This is a genomic window from Streptomyces durocortorensis (assembly GCF_031760065.1).
Classification (GTDB): domain Bacteria; phylum Actinomycetota; class Actinomycetes; order Streptomycetales; family Streptomycetaceae; genus Streptomyces.
This window is the reverse complement of the sequence record NZ_CP134500.1, coordinates 2,968,143-2,984,813: the sequence shown is the minus strand read 5'-3', so window position 1 is coordinate 2,984,813 and position 16,671 is coordinate 2,968,143. Positions and strand designations below refer to the sequence as shown.

Annotated in this window: 16 protein-coding genes and 2 pseudogenes; 8 read left to right on the top strand and 10 right to left on the bottom strand. The window is 71.4% G+C overall.

Features of this window, described 5'->3' with window-relative positions; all coding sequences use genetic code 11:
• Positions 1–37: 37 nt before the first annotated feature.
• The 3 genes from RI138_RS13120 to RI138_RS13110 all read right to left on the bottom strand — a co-directional run bounded on the left by RI138_RS13120 (position 38) and on the right by RI138_RS13110 (position 3,574).
• Positions 38–1,237 (bottom strand): DUF5667 domain-containing protein, encoded by a 1,200-nt coding sequence (locus RI138_RS13120; protein ID WP_311120061.1) that lies wholly within the window; start codon positions 1,235–1,237, stop codon positions 38–40.
• A gap of 219 nt (positions 1,238–1,456) precedes the next feature.
• The gene (locus RI138_RS13115; protein ID WP_311120060.1) at positions 1,457–2,233 is read right to left on the bottom strand and encodes an ECF subfamily RNA polymerase sigma factor, BldN family; all 777 of its coding nucleotides are present in this window, start codon (positions 2,231–2,233) and stop codon (positions 1,457–1,459) included.
• 396 nt (positions 2,234–2,629) lie between these two features.
• A complete protein-coding gene (locus tag RI138_RS13110) occupies positions 2,630–3,574 on the bottom strand; it encodes an HAD family hydrolase (protein ID WP_311120059.1) in 945 nt (314 codons plus the stop codon).
• Positions 3,575–3,709: 135 nt separating this feature from the next.
• Between RI138_RS13110 and RI138_RS13105 the strand changes: the two genes are divergently transcribed.
• The 6 genes from RI138_RS13105 (at position 3,710) to hemB (ending at position 10,308) form a co-directional block, all read left to right on the top strand.
• Entirely contained in the window at positions 3,710–4,000 is a 291-nt protein-coding gene (locus RI138_RS13105) for a glutaredoxin family protein (RefSeq protein WP_311120058.1), read from the top strand.
• A gap of 257 nt (positions 4,001–4,257) precedes the next feature.
• The gene (locus tag RI138_RS13100; protein WP_096631502.1) at positions 4,258–5,019 is read left to right on the top strand and encodes a redox-sensing transcriptional repressor Rex; all 762 of its coding nucleotides are present in this window, start codon (positions 4,258–4,260) and stop codon (positions 5,017–5,019) included.
• Complete coding sequence (locus tag RI138_RS13095) at positions 5,016–6,524, top strand: glutamyl-tRNA reductase (RefSeq protein ID WP_311120057.1); 1,509 nt, start codon at positions 5,016–5,018, stop codon at positions 6,522–6,524. The genes RI138_RS13100 and RI138_RS13095 overlap by 4 nt, the downstream gene beginning before the upstream one ends.
• Complete coding sequence (gene hemC / locus RI138_RS13090) at positions 6,521–7,507, top strand: hydroxymethylbilane synthase (protein ID WP_096631505.1); 987 nt, start codon at positions 6,521–6,523, stop codon at positions 7,505–7,507. The genes RI138_RS13095 and hemC overlap by 4 nt, the downstream gene beginning before the upstream one ends.
• The gene (locus RI138_RS13085; RefSeq protein ID WP_311120056.1) at positions 7,504–9,174 is read left to right on the top strand and encodes a bifunctional uroporphyrinogen-III C-methyltransferase/uroporphyrinogen-III synthase; all 1,671 of its coding nucleotides are present in this window, start codon (positions 7,504–7,506) and stop codon (positions 9,172–9,174) included. Before hemC ends, RI138_RS13085 begins: the two co-directional genes overlap by 4 nt.
• A gap of 123 nt (positions 9,175–9,297) precedes the next feature.
• Complete coding sequence (gene hemB / locus RI138_RS13080) at positions 9,298–10,308, top strand: porphobilinogen synthase (RefSeq protein WP_096631508.1); 1,011 nt, start codon at positions 9,298–9,300, stop codon at positions 10,306–10,308.
• Between the two features lie 4 nt (positions 10,309–10,312).
• On the opposite strand, the gene RI138_RS13075 is transcribed toward hemB, so the two are convergent.
• The 4 genes and pseudogenes from RI138_RS13075 to RI138_RS13060 all read right to left on the bottom strand — a co-directional run bounded on the left by RI138_RS13075 (position 10,313) and on the right by RI138_RS13060 (position 12,285).
• Positions 10,313–10,792 carry a hypothetical protein gene (locus tag RI138_RS13075; RefSeq protein ID WP_096631509.1) on the bottom strand — a complete coding sequence of 160 codons (480 nt, stop codon included), beginning with the start codon at positions 10,790–10,792 and terminating at the stop codon, positions 10,313–10,315.
• Positions 10,793–10,810: 18 nt separating this feature from the next.
• Positions 10,811–10,996, bottom strand: a pseudogene (locus tag RI138_RS13070) (hypothetical protein); the annotation flags it as partial.
• A gap of 161 nt (positions 10,997–11,157) precedes the next feature.
• Positions 11,158–11,358: pseudogene (locus RI138_RS32545) on the bottom strand (hypothetical protein); the annotation flags it as partial.
• A 96-nt stretch (positions 11,359–11,454) separates the two neighbouring features.
• Entirely contained in the window at positions 11,455–12,285 is an 831-nt protein-coding gene (locus tag RI138_RS13060) for a DUF4253 domain-containing protein (RefSeq protein ID WP_311120055.1), read from the bottom strand.
• 551 nt (positions 12,286–12,836) lie between these two features.
• Here RI138_RS13060 and RI138_RS13055 point away from each other — a divergent pair.
• Entirely contained in the window at positions 12,837–14,078 is a 1,242-nt protein-coding gene (locus tag RI138_RS13055; RefSeq protein WP_311120054.1) for a metal-dependent hydrolase family protein, read from the top strand.
• The gene (locus RI138_RS13050) at positions 14,075–14,641 is read left to right on the top strand and encodes a dihydrofolate reductase family protein (RefSeq protein ID WP_311120053.1); all 567 of its coding nucleotides are present in this window, start codon (positions 14,075–14,077) and stop codon (positions 14,639–14,641) included. Before RI138_RS13055 ends, RI138_RS13050 begins: the two co-directional genes overlap by 4 nt.
• A 30-nt stretch (positions 14,642–14,671) precedes the next feature.
• Here the strand turns inward: RI138_RS13050 and RI138_RS13045 are convergent, their stop codons facing one another.
• The 3 genes from RI138_RS13045 to RI138_RS13035 all read right to left on the bottom strand — a co-directional run bounded on the left by RI138_RS13045 (position 14,672) and on the right by RI138_RS13035 (position 16,573).
• On the bottom strand, positions 14,672–14,914 hold the full coding sequence (locus tag RI138_RS13045) for a DUF397 domain-containing protein (protein ID WP_311120052.1): 243 nt from the start codon (positions 14,912–14,914) through the stop codon (positions 14,672–14,674).
• Positions 14,911–15,696 (bottom strand): helix-turn-helix domain-containing protein, encoded by a 786-nt coding sequence (locus RI138_RS13040; protein ID WP_311122884.1) that lies wholly within the window; start codon positions 15,694–15,696, stop codon positions 14,911–14,913. Before RI138_RS13040 ends, RI138_RS13045 begins: the two co-directional genes overlap by 4 nt.
• 160 nt (positions 15,697–15,856) lie before the next feature.
• On the bottom strand, positions 15,857–16,573 hold the full coding sequence (locus RI138_RS13035) for a DUF4232 domain-containing protein (RefSeq protein ID WP_311120051.1): 717 nt from the start codon (positions 16,571–16,573) through the stop codon (positions 15,857–15,859).
• Positions 16,574–16,671 lie beyond the last annotated feature (98 nt).

Sequence of the window (16,671 nt, the reverse complement as noted above, 5' to 3'; positions counted from 1 at the left end):
CGCGAGACGCGTACCGGCCCCTCTCCGCAGCTACGGGCTACGGCTTGAGGTTCTCGCCGTCGATGCCCAGGCCCGGGAGGAGGCCCGGGAGGAGCGGGGGCAGGGTGACGTCCGGGGCCGGCGGTGTGCTGGGCCCGCCCTCGGGGGAGGGCTGGGTGAGGCCGTCCGTGGGCAGCTCGTCGAGCAGTCCGTCCCCGCCTCCGCCCAGCAGGCCGTCGCCGGGGGTGGATTCGGTGGAGCCGGAGGGCTTGGGGGCGGTGCTGCCATCGGTGCGGTCCCCGGGCTTCTGGGAGGCGCCGGGGGCGGGGGCGTCGGACCGGGGTGAGCCGGTGCCGGGGGTGGTGGTGTCGGCGCGTCCGGTGTCCTTGCTCCCGCCCGGGACGCGGGGGAGGAGCGACCGGAGCGGTTCGACTTCTTCCTCCATGGCGTCGAAGACGGAGCTGACCTCGTCGCCGACGTCGCTGAGCTGGACGGGCAGCCGGTCGCGGAGGTTGCTCCAGGTGTCGCGGTGTGAGCGGGAGAAGGAGTCGAGGGTCTGGATCGGGCCGATCGAGCCGTCGCGCTGGTAGGTGGCGTGGAGCAGCCGGTGGCCCTCGGAGGCGTCGTGGGACATGCCGTTGAGGGCGCGTCTGACGGCGCCGAGCGACTCGTGGTCCAGCTCGCCGGAGCGGCCGCGCTCCATGAGGCGGCGGGCTTCGCTGAGCCGGGTGGAGGCCTGGTCGAGGTAGGCCTCGCCGCGGTCGGCGTCACCCTTGGTCATGCCGAGGCTGATGTCCTCCATCCCGCGCTTCAGCCCGTACAGCGAATCACCGGGGAGGGCGTCGGAGCTGGCGGCGGCGACACCGCCGAACGCCCCTGCGGCGACACCGACGGTGAGCCCGCCGGCGGTGAGTCCCTTCGCCCAGCGGGAGCGGGGGCGCAGTTTCCGCAGCGGTGAGGCCCGGTGGGCCCCCTTGGCCCGTTGCTCGGGCACCGTAGGGCCTGTGGACGCGCCGCCCTCGGCGAACATGGCCTCCATGGCCGCGACGAGCTGGGCTCGCTGTACCACTTTGACCTCGGGGTCCAACTGCGGCTTCGGTAGTTCACCGAGGCCGTTCGCCAGGGCCAACAGCGGTCCGCGGTCGGCCTGTTCGGCCGTTTCCTCGGGCTGTACGGCCGCCGCACCCTGGGGGGTCTGCTCCTCCAGGGCCTGGGCGAAGGCGTTGGCCCGCCGGTGTGCCGAAACGTTTGCGATCACTGGCGGCACCTCCTCTCGTCATGACGGTCGACTCCCCTGGCGGTCCGGAAGGTTGCACACCTTGAGCGTTTCCACTCGATGGAGTGAGTGGCGACGGACAGGGGGTGACGACAGGGGGCCTGCAACCGGCACAACGAGCCTCGCGGCACTTGGGTTACGCGCGAAAGATGATCGGACCAGTGCGTGAGGGGACGGTCACGCAGAGGTCCGTCGGTCAGGTCAGCGGGCGTCGTCCGGCAGGAGCCGGGCCAGGGTCCGCACCGCGCGGTACTGGAGGGTCTTGATCGCGCCCTCGTTCTTTCCCATCACCCGGGCGGTCTCGGCGACCGAGAGGCCCTGGAGGAACCGCAGGGTGACGCACTCCTGCTGCTGGGGGTTGAGGCGTCGCACGGCCTGGAGCAGTGCGGCGTTGGAGAGGGACTCCAGGACGGAGTCCTCGGGGCTGCGCGCCACCTCGTTGGCGTCGAGCATCTCGCCGGTGGTCACTTCCAGTCGGAAACGACTGGATTTGAAGTGGTCGGCGACCAGATTGCGGGCGATCGTGACCAGCCAGGCACCGAAGTCGCGGCCCTGCCAGGTGAACGTGGAGATGCGGCGCAGCGCGCGGAGGAAGGTCTCGCTGGTGAGGTCCTCCGCGGTCGCCTTGCCGCCCACGCGGTAGTAGATGTACCGGTACACCGTGTCGCTGTACTGGTCGTACAGGCGGCCGAAGGCGTCCGCCTCACCGGCCTGTGCGCGCTCGACGAGATCCATCATGCGCGCGCTGTCGCTGTCGGCGGTGGGACGACGGACGGCCGCCGTGGTCGAGGCGGCGCGGGTGCTGCGTCTTCCGACCGCCGCACTGCGTTCGGCCATGGCGTAACAAGGGCCGGCAGGTGCAGGGGTGGCAAATGCGGGGACGGCGTACGCGGTGGGGACGAAGCCGCGCAAGCGGTCAATGACCGATGCACGCAGCGTAGCCAGGCCCGAGGCGTCAACCCCGACGTGTGGGTACACGGGACTCCCAGAGGCAGAGCTTCCATCACGAGCAGTTCGAAAAACGTCACCCGTCGTAGCGGGTGGCGGTCTCCGTGATGCGTCTGAGGAGAATAACGCTTCGTGCAGGCCGTGCTACACCCAGTTGTCTAAATCATCGCTTCCGTCGCTTCTGTTATCGCTAAGTGACGGAACAAGTAGCACATGGTGACCGTTTATTGATCGGATTACTTCGCGATCTGTCTCTGGGGGCGACGGGTTGTGGTCGGGCGTCGGTAATCCGACTGGCCGGAGGGGGCGCTGGGCCCGGCGGGGCGGCCGCTCACGATTGGCCGTACGGCTCCGGGCGTGGCTGCGCCCCGTGACCGGATGCGACCGGAGGCACGGGGCGCGGGGCGTACGGGCGTGGGTGCGGGGTCAGCGGCGGCGGCGGTGCAGGGCGACGGCCGCGGCCGTGCCGCCCGCGAGCGCGCCGACCCCGGCGGCGGCCGGGATGCCGACCTTGGCCGCCTTGCGGCCGGTGCGGTAGTCGCGCAGCCGCCAGTCGCGGGCGCGGGCGTACTTGCGGAGCTTGGTGTCCGGGTTGATCGCGTAGGGGTGGCCGACCAGCGAGAGCATCGGGATGTCGTTGTGCGAGTCGCTGTAGGCGGCACAGCGCTCCAGGTCCAGGCCCTCGGCGGCGGCCAGGGCGCGGACTGCCTCGGCCTTGGCGGGGCCGTGGAGCGGTTCGCCGACCAGGCGGCCGGTGTAGACGCCGTCGACCGACTCGGCGACGGTGCCGAGCGCGCCGGTGAGGCCGAGGCGGCGGGCGATGATGGTGGCGGTCTCCACGGGGGCGGCGGTGACCAGCCAGACCTTCTGCCCGGCGTCCAGGTGGGCCTGGGCCAGGGCGCGGGTGCCGGGCCAGATGCGGTCGGCCATGTACTCGTCGTAGATCTCCTCGCCGATGGACATCAGCTCGGAGACGCGGTGGCCCTTGACGATGGACAGGGCGCTGTCGCGGGCGTCCTGCATGTGCTCCGGGTCCTCGACGCCGGCCAGCCGGAACCACGCCTGCTGCCAGGCGAACCGGGTGAGCTCGCGGCGCTCGAAGAACTTCCGCTTGTACAGGCCGCGGCCGAAGTGGAAGATCGCGGCGCCCTGCATGACGGTGTTGTCGAGGTCGAAGAAGGCGGCGGCGCGGTCGTCCCCGGCGACCGGGAACGCGGGCTCCTCGGGCGCCTCTTCGGGGGTCCTGGTCAGGAGGGCGGCGTCCTCGTCGGCCGAGGTCTTGCGCGCGGCCTCCGCCGCGGCCTCGCCGGCCAGGACGCTCCGTGCAGTCGCGGAACGCCTACGGGGGGTGAGCCATCCAAGAGCGGCCATGCCGCGAGCATAGCCAGTCCGCCCGCACCTGCCGGACCTGCCGCGATGCAGGGGTGTGAACGCTGCGGGTCGGAATGGTGAATCGGGCGATTCCGGGCGGTCCGCCGCGGGGGCGGGCGGGCGCAGAATGTAGGCATGAGTCCTCTGCTGCGCCGTACGAAGAAGAAGCCCGCCGACCGGGTGGTCACGTTGATCGGGAAGCCCGGCTGTCATCTGTGCGAGGACGCACGGGAGGTGGTCGGCGCGGTCTGCGAGGAGACCGGTGCGACGTGGGTGGAGAAGGACATCACCGAGGACGAGGAGCTGTACAAGGCGTACTGGGAGCAGATTCCGGTGGTGCTGATCGATGACGAACAGCACACGTTCTGGCGCGTGGACCCGGCCAGACTGCGCAAGGCGCTGGGTGCGGACGCGAAACCCGGTTAACATCGTGGGCGTTTTGAGTGGTCTCGGGGGAGTGGATGTGAGGAGTGTGTACCGCTTTGCCCCCTTCGAGGCTGCAACGGGTTGATGCGGTCCTTGGTTCCGGGATCGCGCGGGGAATGTGCGTGACCCCGGTCACTTTGACCAGACAAAACGGACACCATCTTTGTGCACGCGTTCACAAAGACATAGCCTGCATTCGACGGGGCGGTCTTGGGACATACGGCCGCCTGCAGCCCCGCTCATCCCGCAGGAGCACCGTGGCAACTGGCCGAACTCACCGACCGGCGACCCGTAGCCGAGGAATTCCCGAGGCCACCGTCGCCCGACTTCCGCTGTATCTGCGCGCCCTGACCGCGCTTTCCGAGCGATCGGTCCCCACGGTCTCCTCCGAGGAGCTGGCCACGGCGGCCGGGGTCAACTCGGCGAAGCTGCGCAAGGACTTCAGCTACCTGGGGTCCTACGGCACCCGTGGTGTCGGGTACGACGTCGAGTATCTCGTCTACCAGATCTCGCGCGAGCTCGGGCTCACCCAGGACTGGCCGGTCGCCATCGTCGGCATCGGCAACCTCGGCGCGGCCCTCGCCAACTACGGCGGCTTCGCCTCCCGCGGTTTCCGGGTCGCGGCGCTGATCGACGCCGACCCCGCCATGGCCGGTACGCCGGTCGCGGGCATCCCCGTCCAGCACACGGACGACCTGGACCGGATCATCAGCGACAACGGTGTGTCCATCGGCGTGATCACCACCCCGCCCGGCGCCGCCCAGCAGGTCTGCGACCGGCTCGTGGCCGCCGGGGTCACCTCCATCCTGAACTTCGCGCCCACCGTGCTCTCGGTGCCCGAGGGCGTCGACGTGCGCAAGGTCGACCTCTCCATCGAGCTCCAGATCCTGGCCTTCCACGAGCAGCGCAAGGCCGGCGAGGACTCCGCCGCCGAGGACGAGGGCGCGCCCCCGATGCGCGCCACGCCCGCCAGCCGGAAGGGACCCGACGGGGACATGCCCGCCGTGATGCCGGCATGAGCCTCCTCGTCGTCGGACTGAGCCACCGCAGCGCCCCCGTCTCCGTACTGGAGCGGGCGTCCCTCGCTGCCGACACCCAGGCCAAGCTGCTCCAGGACACCCTCGCCGCGGAACCCGCGACCGAGGCCGCCGTGCTGGCCACCTGCAACCGCATCGAGCTGTACGCGGACGTCGACAAGTTCCACGCGGGCGTCGCCGAGCTGTCCACCCTGCTCGCCCAGCACAGCGGCGTCGGCCTGGAGGAGCTCACTCCGTATCTCTATGTGCACTACGAGGACCGGGCCGTCCACCACCTCTTCTCGGTGGCCTGCGGCCTCGACTCCATGGTCGTCGGCGAGGGCCAGATCCTCGGCCAGATCAAGGACGCGCTCGCACGCGGCCAGGAGCTGCACACCGCCGGACGGCTGCTGAACGACCTCTTCCAGCAGGCCCTGCGGGTCGGCAAGCGCGCCCACAGCGAGACCGGGATCGACCGGGCCGGGCAGTCGCTCGTCACCTTCGGGCTCCAGCAGCTGGCCGCCGGGGCCGACCCCGCCCTCTGGGTCCGGGGCAAGCGCGCCCTGGTCATCGGCGCGGGCTCGATGTCCTCGCTGGCCGCCGCCACCCTCGCCCGGACCGGCGTCGCCGAGATCGTCGTCGCCAACCGGACCCGCGCCCGCGCCGACCGGCTGGTGGAGATCCTCCACCAGGGCGAGGGCACCGCGGTGCGCGCCCACGCGGTCGAGATGTCCGCGGTCGGCGACGAACTGACACGTGCAGACATCGTCGTCTCCTGCACCGGCGCCACCGGCCTCGTACTCACCGCCGACGCCCTCGCGGACGCCCTCGGCGTGACCCTGGACGCCCCGGCCGGTACGCCGGAGTCCGCCGCCGTCCCGGCTCCGGCCCCGGCCGACGTCGACCAGCACGCCGCTTGGGTGGAGAACGGTTCCGCCACCTCCGCACCGGACGGCGGGGCCGCCCCGCGCCGCGTCGCGCTGCCCGCGCAGTCCACCGGCCCGGTGAAGCTCGCCCTGCTCGACCTCGCCATGCCGCGCGACATCGACGGCGCCGCCCACCGCATCGACGGGGTGCGCCTCGTCGACATCGAGTCGCTCGCCGAGGCGTCCGCCGACGCCCCGATGGCAGCCGACGTGGACCGGGTCCGCACGATCGTCGCCGACGAGGTGGCCGCCTTCGGCGCCGCCCAGCGCGCCGCTCATGTCGCCCCGACCGTGGTCGCCCTGCGCACCATGGCCGCCGACGTGGTCGCCGGCGAGATCGCCCGGCTGGACGGCCGCCTCCCCGACCTGGACGAGAAGCAGCGCGCCGAGATCACCCAGACCGTGCGCCGCGTCGTCGACAAACTCCTGCACGCGCCCACCGTGCGGGTCAAGCAGCTCGCCAGCGAACCCGGCGGCGCCGGGTACGCGGACGCGCTGCGCGAACTCTTCGACCTCGACCCGCAGACGGTGGCCGCCGTCTCCCGGGCAGACCTGAACGACCCGAATAGAGGGCGGTCATGACCGACAACTCATCCCCGGGCGCGCGGAACGCCGCGCCGCTCCGGCTGGGCACCCGGCGTTCCAAGCTGGCCATGGCCCAGTCCGGCCTCGTCGCCGAGGCCGTCCGCGAGGTGACCGGGCGCGCCGTCGAGCTCGTCGAGATCACCACGTACGGGGACACCTCCCGCGAGCACCTGGCGCAGATCGGCGGCACCGGCGTGTTCGTCGCGGCCCTGCGCGAGGCGCTGCTGCGGGGCGAGGTGGACTTCGCCGTCCACTCGCTCAAGGACCTGCCGACCGGCCAGCCCGACGACCTCGTGCTGGCGGCCGTGCCGCAGCGCGAGGACCCGCGCGACGCACTGATCGCACGGGACGGGCTGACCTTCGAGCAGCTGCCCGACGGCGCCCGCGTGGGCACCGGTTCGCCGCGCCGCATGGCGCAGCTCAACGCGTACGCGCGTTCCCACGGCCTGCGGATCGAGACCGTCCCCATCCGGGGCAACGTCGACACGCGGATCGGGTTCGTGCGTGACGGCAAGCTCGACGCGGTGGTTCTCGCCGCCGCCGGGCTCAGCCGTCTCGGCCGGACCGGTGAGGTGACCGACTTCCTGCCGGTCGACACCGTCCTGCCCGCTCCCGGCCAGGGAGCCCTGGCGATCGAGTGCGCCGCGTCCGACGCGGACCTCGCCGCCGCGCTCGCCGAGCTCGACGACCCGTACACCCGGGCCGCCGTGACCGCCGAGCGTGCCCTGCTCGCCGCCCTGGAGGCCGGCTGCTCCGCACCTGTGGGTGCGCTGGCCGACCTCCTGGTCGACGGACAGGTTGTCAACGAACTGCGCCTGCGCGGAGTCGTCGGTACCACCGACGGTTCCTCGCTGGTACAGCTGTCCACCACCGGTCCCGTCCCCACGTCGCACGACGACGCGGCGGCCCTCGGTCGCGAACTCGCGGCCGAGATGCTTGCCAAGGGTGCGGCCGGTCTTATGGGGGAGCGAGCACTTTGAGCCCCACCGGCCCCGCCGCATCCGACTTTCCGGTCCTGTCCGCCCAAGGCCAGGTCACCTTCCTCGGCGCCGGTCCCGGCGACCCGGGACTGCTGACCCTGCGCGCCGTCGAGGCGCTCGCGAGCGCGGACGTCCTTGTCGCCGAGCCCGATGTGCTCGACGTCGTTCGCGGCCATGCGCGGGCAGGCGTAAGCACGCCTGAGCTGACGGTTGTTGACGTCTCGTCAACAGCCGCCGGAGTACCCGTTCTCAGGGATGCGGCCAATCTTGTCATGGAGGCCGCGAAGGGCGGCAGGCGGGTGGTCCGTGCTGTCGCGGGCGACCCGGGCCTGGACGGGGACGCGGGTGCGGAGATGCTCGCCTGCGCCGCCGCCGGGGTGCCCTTCGAGGTCGTCCCGGGCGTCGCGAACGCCGTCGGCGTACCCGCGTACGCCGGGGTGCCGCTGCGCGACGCGCAGGGCGCGGACGTCCGCTTCGTCGACGCGCGTACCGCCTCCGACCGGTGCTGGAGCGAGGTCGGCGCGAGCGACGCGACCGCCGTCGTCTCCACCACGCTGGACTCGGTCGCGGCAGCCGCCGGTGAGCTGGTCTCCGCGGGCCGCAAGCCCGACACCCCGCTCACCGTGACGATCGCGGGCACCACCACCCGCCAGCGCACCTGGACGGCGACCCTCGGGACGATCGCCCAGGTCCTCAAGCAGGCCAAGGTGCTGCCCTCTCCGGAGGGCCACCGGCCGGTCATAGCCGTGGTCGGAGAGCGAAGCTCCGTCGCCCAGCGCGACCAGCTCGCGTGGTTCGAGTCCAAGCAGCTGTTCGGCTGGAAGGTGCTCGTGCCGCGTACGAAGGAGCAGGCCGCGTCGCTCTCCGACCAGCTGCGTTCCTATGGTGCGGTGCCGCACGAGGTCCCGACGATCGCCGTCGAGCCGCCGCGTACACCCCAGCAGATGGAGCGCGCGGTAAAGGGCCTGGTCACCGGGCGCTACGAGTGGATCGCCTTCACCAGCGTCAACGCCGTCAAGGCGGTCCGGGAGAAGTTCGAGGAGTACGGGCTCGACGCCCGTGCCTTCGCCGGGATCAAGGTCGCGGCCGTCGGCGAGCAGACCGCCGCGGCGCTGGTCGACTTCGGCGTGAAGCCCGACCTGGTGCCCTCCGGGGAGCAGTCCGCCGCCGGGCTGCTGGAGGACTGGCCGCCCTACGACCCGGTCTTCGACCCGATCGACCGGGTGTTCCTGCCGCGCGCCGACATCGCCACCGAGACCCTGGTGGCCGGGCTCATCGAGCTGGGCTGGGAGGTCGACGACGTCACCGCGTACCGCACGGTCCGCGCCTCGCCGCCGCCGGCCGACACCCGCGAGGCGATCAAGGGCGGCGGCTTCGACGCGGTCCTGTTCACCTCGTCCTCGACCGTCCGCAACCTGGTCGGCATCGCGGGCAAGCCGCACAACGTGACCGTCATCGCGTGCATCGGCCCCGCCACCGCGAAGACCGCCGAGGAGCACGGCCTGCGGGTCGACGTCCTCTCCCCGGAACCGTCGGTGCACAAGCTCGCCGAGGCGCTCGCGGCCTTCGGCGCGCAGCGCCGGGACGCGGCGAAGGAGGCCGGTGACCCGGTGACCCGGCCGAGCGAGCGGCGCCCGGGTGCGCGCAGGCGCCGGACGACGACGTAGTGATAGTGGTACGAGGGTGAGCGGGCCCGGTCGCTTCGGCGGCCGGGCCCGCCACCGTTTCCGGGGCCTTTACCGGTACCGGTGTCGGTAAGACCGTGCTGCGTGCGGGTCTATCGTCGAAGGATGACTGCGTACGGAAACTTCCCCGGCTCCCGCCCCCGGCGGCTGCGGACGACCCCGGCGATGCGGCGGATGGTCGCCGAGACACGGCTCGACCCCGCGAACCTGATCCTCCCCGCGTTCGTACGGGAGGGCATCGACGCCCCGGTCGCCATCTCGGCCATGCCCGGCGTGCACCAGCACACCCTGGACACCCTGCGGAAGGCAGCCGTCGAGGCGGTGTCGGCCGGGGTCTCGGGGATCATGCTCTTCGGGGTCCCGGAGGACGCCAAGAAGGACGCCCGGGGCACGGCGGGCACCGACCCCGACGGCATCCTCCAGCTCGGGCTGCGGGCGGTGCGCGAGGAGGTCGGGGACGACCTCGTCGTCATGTCGGACCTGTGCCTGGACGAGTACACCGACCACGGCCACTGCGGGGTCCTGACGGCCGACGGGCGCGTGGACAACGACGCGACCCTGGAGCGGTACGCGGAGATGGCCCAGGTGCAGGCGGACGCCGGGGCCCATGTGGTGGGCCCCAGCGGGATGATGGACGGTCAGGTCGGTGTGGTCCGGGACGCCCTGGACCAGACCGGGTACGAGGACGTGTCGATCCTCGCCTACACCGCGAAGTACAGCTCCGCCTTCTACGGCCCCTTCCGCGAGGCCGTCGGCTCCTCGCTGACCGGCGACCGCAAGACCTACCAGCAGGACCCGGCCAACGCCCGGGAGTCCCTGCGGGAGCTGGCGCTCGACTTGGAGGAGGGCGCCGACATGGTCATGGTGAAGCCCGCCGGACCGTATCTGGACATCCTCGCCAAGGTCGCCGGGGCCGTGGACGTGCCGGTCGCGGCGTACCAGATCAGCGGTGAGTACGCGATGATCGAGGCCGCGGCCGAGAAGGGCTGGATCGACCGGGACAAGGCGATCCTGGAGAGCCTGACCGGTATCCGGCGGGCCGGGGCGCAGATGATCCTCACCTACTGGGCGACCGAGGTCGCCGGGTGGCTGGGGCGGGGCGCGGACCGGGGTTGAGGCCTCAGGGGCTGCTGCCGGCTCCGGTTTCCTGGAGCCGGTGGGCCTCCTTGATGGAGAAGCGGGCGCTGTCCCGCACGAGGGGGTCCTCGTCGGCCCGCGCGGTGGTGTCCAGGACCGTGGCGACGACCGGGTCGGCCGTGTAGGGGGCCAGCGACATCGCCGCGTACTGGCGGACCAGGTCCTCGGTCGGGTCGCGCAGCGCGGTGAGCAGGGCGCGGCCCGCTTCGCGGCGCAGGGCCGGGTCGGCCGGGGGCCAGACGCGCAGGACCGTGGCGCTCTCGACCCGGGCGAGGTCGTACTCACCGGGGTCCGCGACGACCGAGACGAGGAAGGGCAACGCCTGGGCGTTGGCATCCAGTTCGGTGATGATCTCGCGCTTGCGGTCGCTGTCGGCGGGCAGGGCGCGGAACTCGGCTATCAGGCGCTCGGCGGCTTCGGCGGCTGCCGTCGCTGCCGTGGTCGGGGAGTGCGTGTCGTTCATGGGGGTGGACACTTTCTGTCAGGGCCAGTCGACCAGTGCCATGAATGCTACGAAAGTGACCACGGCGGTGGCGGGTGCGGCGAGCGCCAGGCCCACCCGCCGGGCCGCGTAGCGGACCTGGTGCGGGACGGCCCAGCTCGCGATCAGCACGATCAGGGCGACCAGCAGGCCGATCCAGAGCACGGTCCACGCGACGGTGAAGCCAAGGGCTGTCCCGCGATCCCTGGCGGGCGCACGACGACAGCTGCGGCACCTCGCCGCGTTGTCGGAACGCCCGCATACATCCAGTATGCGGACGTCCCTCCGCCTTGCGATGCACCGCATCTGACGCCGCGCGCTGACCCACCAGGGATCGCGGGACAGCCCTTGGCGTCGAAGCGGTCGGCCTCGGCCCCGTTGCAGGAGTCGCACGCCATCGGCGTGAGCCCGCCGAAGAACAGGGCGACCAGCCCCAGCGGCAGGGTCACGACCGTGGAGATCAGCGGGGCGATCCAGGCGCGGGGGGCGGGGGCGTGCTCGGGGGCGGTCTTCGGGGTGCTGCCGCCGTCGTGGCTGTTCTCGCTCATGTGGCCGAGTCAACCCCCGGGGGCCCGCCGCCCGCATGAGTACGAGGGCTCAGCTCCCGGTCGGCAGGTGAGCGCGCTCCTCTGGCCAGGCCTGGCTCAATCCCACCAGAACGACCACACTTCCTGGTTCAGCAGCTGCTTCTGTGCGTAGACGTCGAGGTCGTGGGGCGGGGACTGGTCGATGTTGTCCGGGCAGAACGCGTAGTGCTCGGCGGCCAGCGCGCGGGCCTCCTCGACGGTGGTGGGCGGGCGGCCCACGGAGACGATCATCGTGTCGAAGCCGAGCACCACGACCCGGGCGTCGTACCGGTCCTCCCAGGAGCGGAGCACCGCGCAGAGCCGGGCCACGTCGTTCTCGTGGTTCACCGGGCCCGACCAGCCGATCGCCGCCGGTATGTCCGCGCTGCGGCGGGCCGGGACGAGGGCCATCCGGGTCCCGCCGAGCCACTCGTCCGCGTCGGCGGCGATCACGCCCGCGAGGCCCGCGGCCGCCGTGTCCGCGTCCTCGGCCGCCTCCCGGGCGGGGACGGGCGCGAGGCCGGGCCAGGAACCGGGTCCCTCGGACTGCTCCTCGCCCTCCCCGGCCGCCGTGCCTTCGCCCATCTCGTCGTCCGCGTACTCCGTCCAGTAGTCCGCCAGCACCTCGTCGGCGTCGTGGTCACCGGGATACGACGTGCCGTCCGGGCAGAGGTCCCACTCCTCGGGCCACTGGTCTCGGCGGCCACCGGTGACGAGCACCGGCAGCAGCCCGAGCCGCCGCCCGGCCGCCCGCAGGTCCGGCCAGTCGCGCGGGGCCGCCGGGCCGTCCGCGTACCAGAGCAGCGGCTCGTGCCAGGGGCCGTCCAGCGTGGCGTCCACCAGGGAGCCGGGCGGGAGGTCCAGGCCGGAGGAGGCCAGGGAGGGCAGGGGGTTCGGGAGCGTCGCCATGGTGGTGAGCGTAGGCGGCGGCACTGACAGGCAGGAGCGAGCGCCGACCCTTCACGGGAGGTGGGGCACGGGGAGACGGGCGGAGAGGTGGCGGGGTGGGGCCTTCGTACGCGGACCTGGCGGCCCGGACGCGGCCGGGACGGCAGGCGGCTCCGGCTCCTTCGGGGCCGAACGAGTGACAGGAGACGCTGCTGCTTCCCCACGGGGAAGGGATGCCTCCGCAGGAAGCAGGAACGGCCTCGCTCCGGCCGGACGCTCGGCCTCCGCGAGTGTCGGGCCGATCGGTGCGTCGGTGTCGGCGGCGATATGGACGGCGACGGACGCGGCCGCCGGAGCCGGTATGCCGGGTGGCTCTTGCTCGGGCAGGTGTCCCGTCGGACCCTCCGCAGGCCGCCCGTCGGTCCGGGGCGCCGCCGGTGGACCGGACCACCGGGACCCGACGCCTGGGGGGCCGGGAGGCCGGGGAGTCGGGAAGTCTTCAGGCCCCGGGGCTTCGGCCGCCTTCCGGTCCGTCCTGTGCTCTCGACGTGTTCACGATTGAAGGGATGGCGATGACCACGCTGCTTACCGGAGCGACCGTGTGGGACGGGCTGAAGGACGCGCCCGCCGGAGTCCGCGACATCCTGGTCGAGGACGGTCGGATCACGAGGATCGACGAGGGGATTCCGGCCCCCGACGGCGCCGAGGTGATCGACCTGTCCGGGCACACCGTGACCCCCGGCTTCATGGACTGCCACACCCACGTCACCATCACCCCGGACATCACGGGGGCCTTCGGCCGCTCGGCCACGGCGACCGCGCTGGCCACGCTTCCGATTCTGCGTACGCTGCTGCACAACGGGTTCACCACGGTCCGGGACCTGACCGGCGCCGACCCCGCCTACAACACGCTCGACCTGCGGGACGCGGTCGCCGAGGGGCTGATCGAGGGGCCGCGCATGCTCGTGGCCCCTCACCTGATCTCCGCACGCGGCGGGCACGGCGACTTTTCGAGCACCCTGGGCGACCAGTACCAGAGCCCTCCCCGGCTGGCGGAGCTGGCAGCCGCCGACGGCTGCGACGAGATCCGGACCCGGGTCCGTACCGAGATCCGGGCCGGCGCCGACTGGATCAAGTTCGGTGCCACCGGAGGGTTCTCCAGCCCTTCCGACGAGCCCACCCAGACGACGTACACCCAGGACGAGATGGACACCCTCGTCGCCACCGCCCGGGACCTGGGCCGACCGGCGACCCCGCACTGCTACGGCGACGAAGGAGTGCGCAGGGCGGTGCGGGCCGGTGTCCGCAGCATCGAGCACGGAAACCTCGCCACCGCCGAGACCCTGCGGATGATGGCCGACCAGGGCGTCTACCTCGTACCCACCCAGTTCACCGTTCTCGACGACGCCCGCAAGGCCGACGACGACGCGGCCTGGAAGGGGAAGCCCGCCTACAAGCGCCGCAAGTTCCAGCTTCACCAGAAGGAGCTGCTGGACGGCGCGGAGCACGTCGCGGCATCCGACATCAAGATCGCTTTCGGTACCGACGCCGGGATGTTCCCGCACGCGGAGAACTGGCGGGAGTTCCCCACCATGGTCTCCACCGGCATCACCCCTGTCCGCGCCCTGAAAGCGGCGACCAGCGTCGCCGCCGAGCTGCTCGGACTCGACGACCTCGGCGTACTCGCGCCCGGCAGGATCGCCGACATCATCGCCATGCCCGGCGATCCCTTCACCGACATCGAGGTCACCGGCAAGGTGGCCTTCGTCATGAAGGAAGGAACCGTCCACAAACGTCCAGGAGCCCCCCGGTGAACAGGATCGTCACGTCCATCTCGCTCTCCCTCGACGGCTTCTTCGAAGGGCCCGACCAGGACATCGACTGGCACACCGTCGACGAGGAGGTGCACCAGCACTTCAACGACTATCTGCGGACGATGGGCGGCTTCGTGGAGGGGCGCGTCACCTACGAGCTGATGGAGGAGTTCTGGCCGACCGCCGATCAGGACCCGGACAACGAGGGCCCGATGGCCGAATTCGCGGGCATCTGGCGGGACATGCCGAAGTTCGTCTTCTCGCGGACGCTGGAGAGCGTGGGGCCGGGGGCGACGCTGCTGCACGAGGTCGACCCCGAGCAGGTGCGCTCGCTGCGGGACGCCGCTTCGGGGGACCTGGTGGTCGGCGGGGCGGACCTGGTGGAGTCGTTCCGGCGGTTCGACCTGGTCGACGAGTACCGGATCTACATCCATCCGGTCATCCTCGGCCGGGGCCGCCCCTTCTTCCGGGACACGGAGGAGCGGCAGGGGCTCCGGCTGCTGGAGACCCGGACCTTCGGCAACGGGGTCGTGCTGCTCCGTTACGAGACGGTCCGGGCGTAAGGCCGTGCGGCGGGCTGTACGGCGCTGCGGTCAGGCGGTCGCCGCGTAGGCGGCGAACGCCGACCAGGCCGTGGGCGCGACCGTGAACGTCGGGCCCTCGATGTCCTTGGAGTCACGGACGTGGACGGCGGCGGGGTAGGCGGCGATCTCGACGCAGGCCCCGCCTTCGTCGGCGCTGTAGCTCGACTTCCGCCAGTCGTACGCGACTTCGAGGCATTGCCCGCCTTCGTCGCCGCTGTAGCTCGACTTGAACCAGTTCAGTGCGGTGCTCATGTCTCTCCCAGTAAACGGGCCAGCAGGCGCAGGGTCTCAAGAGGGGTGAGCGCCTGGGCTCGCAGCATCGCATATTTCTGGGCCAGGATGCTGATCTCATTCCGGTCGGAGATGAGCTTGCTGCCGCGCTGGGTTTCGGAGTACGCGGCGTGCTGGTGGTCCGGTGTTTCCAGGAGGGTGAAGGGGCCGTTGAGGCCTGCGTGGGCCCTGCTGTCGAGCGGGAGCACCTGGAGGCAGACTCCCGGGAGTTGGGCCATCGCGTAGAGGTGGCGCAGCTGCTCCAGGTGGTCCTCGTCCGACGTCAGTTTCATCATCAGGACCGGTTCCCAGATCACCATGCTGATCGTCGGCGGTTTCCTTCGGTCCAGGATCTGCTGCCGTTGCAGTCGCGTCGCCGTCTGCGCCTCGATCTCCTCCGGGCTGTAGACCGGGATCTTGTTGCGGAACACCGCCTCCGCGTACGCCTTCGTCTGGAGCAGGCCCGGGATGACCTGGTTGTCGTACCAGGACAGTGCCAGCGCGTCATGCTCCATGTCGATGTACTGCTCGGCCCACAGCGGGATCAGGTCGACTTCCGGCATGTTGTCGACCGCCGTCGACAGCGCGCCCTTGGTGTCCAGCAGATCGTCGATCGTCTCCGCCAGATCCGGGACGAGGGAGCGTCTGCCCTGCTCGACGGAGGCGATCGTGTCCTCCTGTACGCCTGCCGCTTGGGCTAGTTCGGTCTGCGTGAGGCCCGCCTCCTTGCGGAAGCGGGCCAGCAGCTTGCCCACGAGCTTCATCGTCGACGCGTTCTTACGCTGTCGCTTTCTGGGGTGCATACGGTCCCACTCCCACCCCGGAACCCACTTCACGCACGCGCGACCCGTACAACAAATGTGTACGGGTCGCGCACAGTTACCGCACGTCAGGCGCTGGCCCTGGCTGCCTCGTCCGCTCAGTTCAGTACATCAGGGCGGTCTCGATGTCCGACTGCCAGTAGGTGACGAAGCCCATGCTGTCGGTGTAGGTCTCCGCCGGGAGCTTCACCGTGGCCTCGTTCTTCGGCTTGTTGTTCCTGTCGACCATGGTGACGCCGAGGTTGTCGCTCTTGACCGGCTCGTTCTGACCGGGCTCTCCGAGGAGCGCGATGCCCGCGTACGCCTTCTCGCCGGGGGAGAGCGTGACGACCGCCTGCGGCTTGCTGTCCTCGTAGACCGGGTACACGGCCTGCGCGTCGTCGAAGCGGAGGAAGGGTGCGTAGTACGCGGCGCAGTCGGCGGAGCCGGTGTTGGTCACCGTGAGCAGCAGGTGGTTGATCGGGCGGCTCACCGAGGAGACCTTCACCTTGGAGTTCGTGGCCGTGCAGGCCGGGATCGACGCCGGGGCCTTCGCGTTCGGCGCGGCCTCCGGCTTCTTGCCGTTGCTGTCGCCGTTGCCGCTCGCGTGCTTCCCCCCGGCGGGGACCGTCTGCGTGTCGGGCGCGCCGGCCTTCGGGGCGTCGGGCTGTGTCTTGCCGTCGGCGCCGTCGGCGCTCGTGGTCGCAGGGGCCGCCGTCTCGGTCGAGTCGGCTGCCTTGGTTCCCATGGCCTTGTCCTCGCCGCCGCAGGCGGTGAGCGAGAGAGCGGCCGCGAGGGCGGTGGCGGCGAGGGCGGTGGCGCGGATGCGGTTGGTGCGCATGGCGGTGGTACTCCCCGTACTCGGTTGATCTGCGGTGCTGCTGTGGTCTGGTCCGAGCTTGTGGGGCAGTGGATTCCGGCCGCAACGCCTGCTGAACC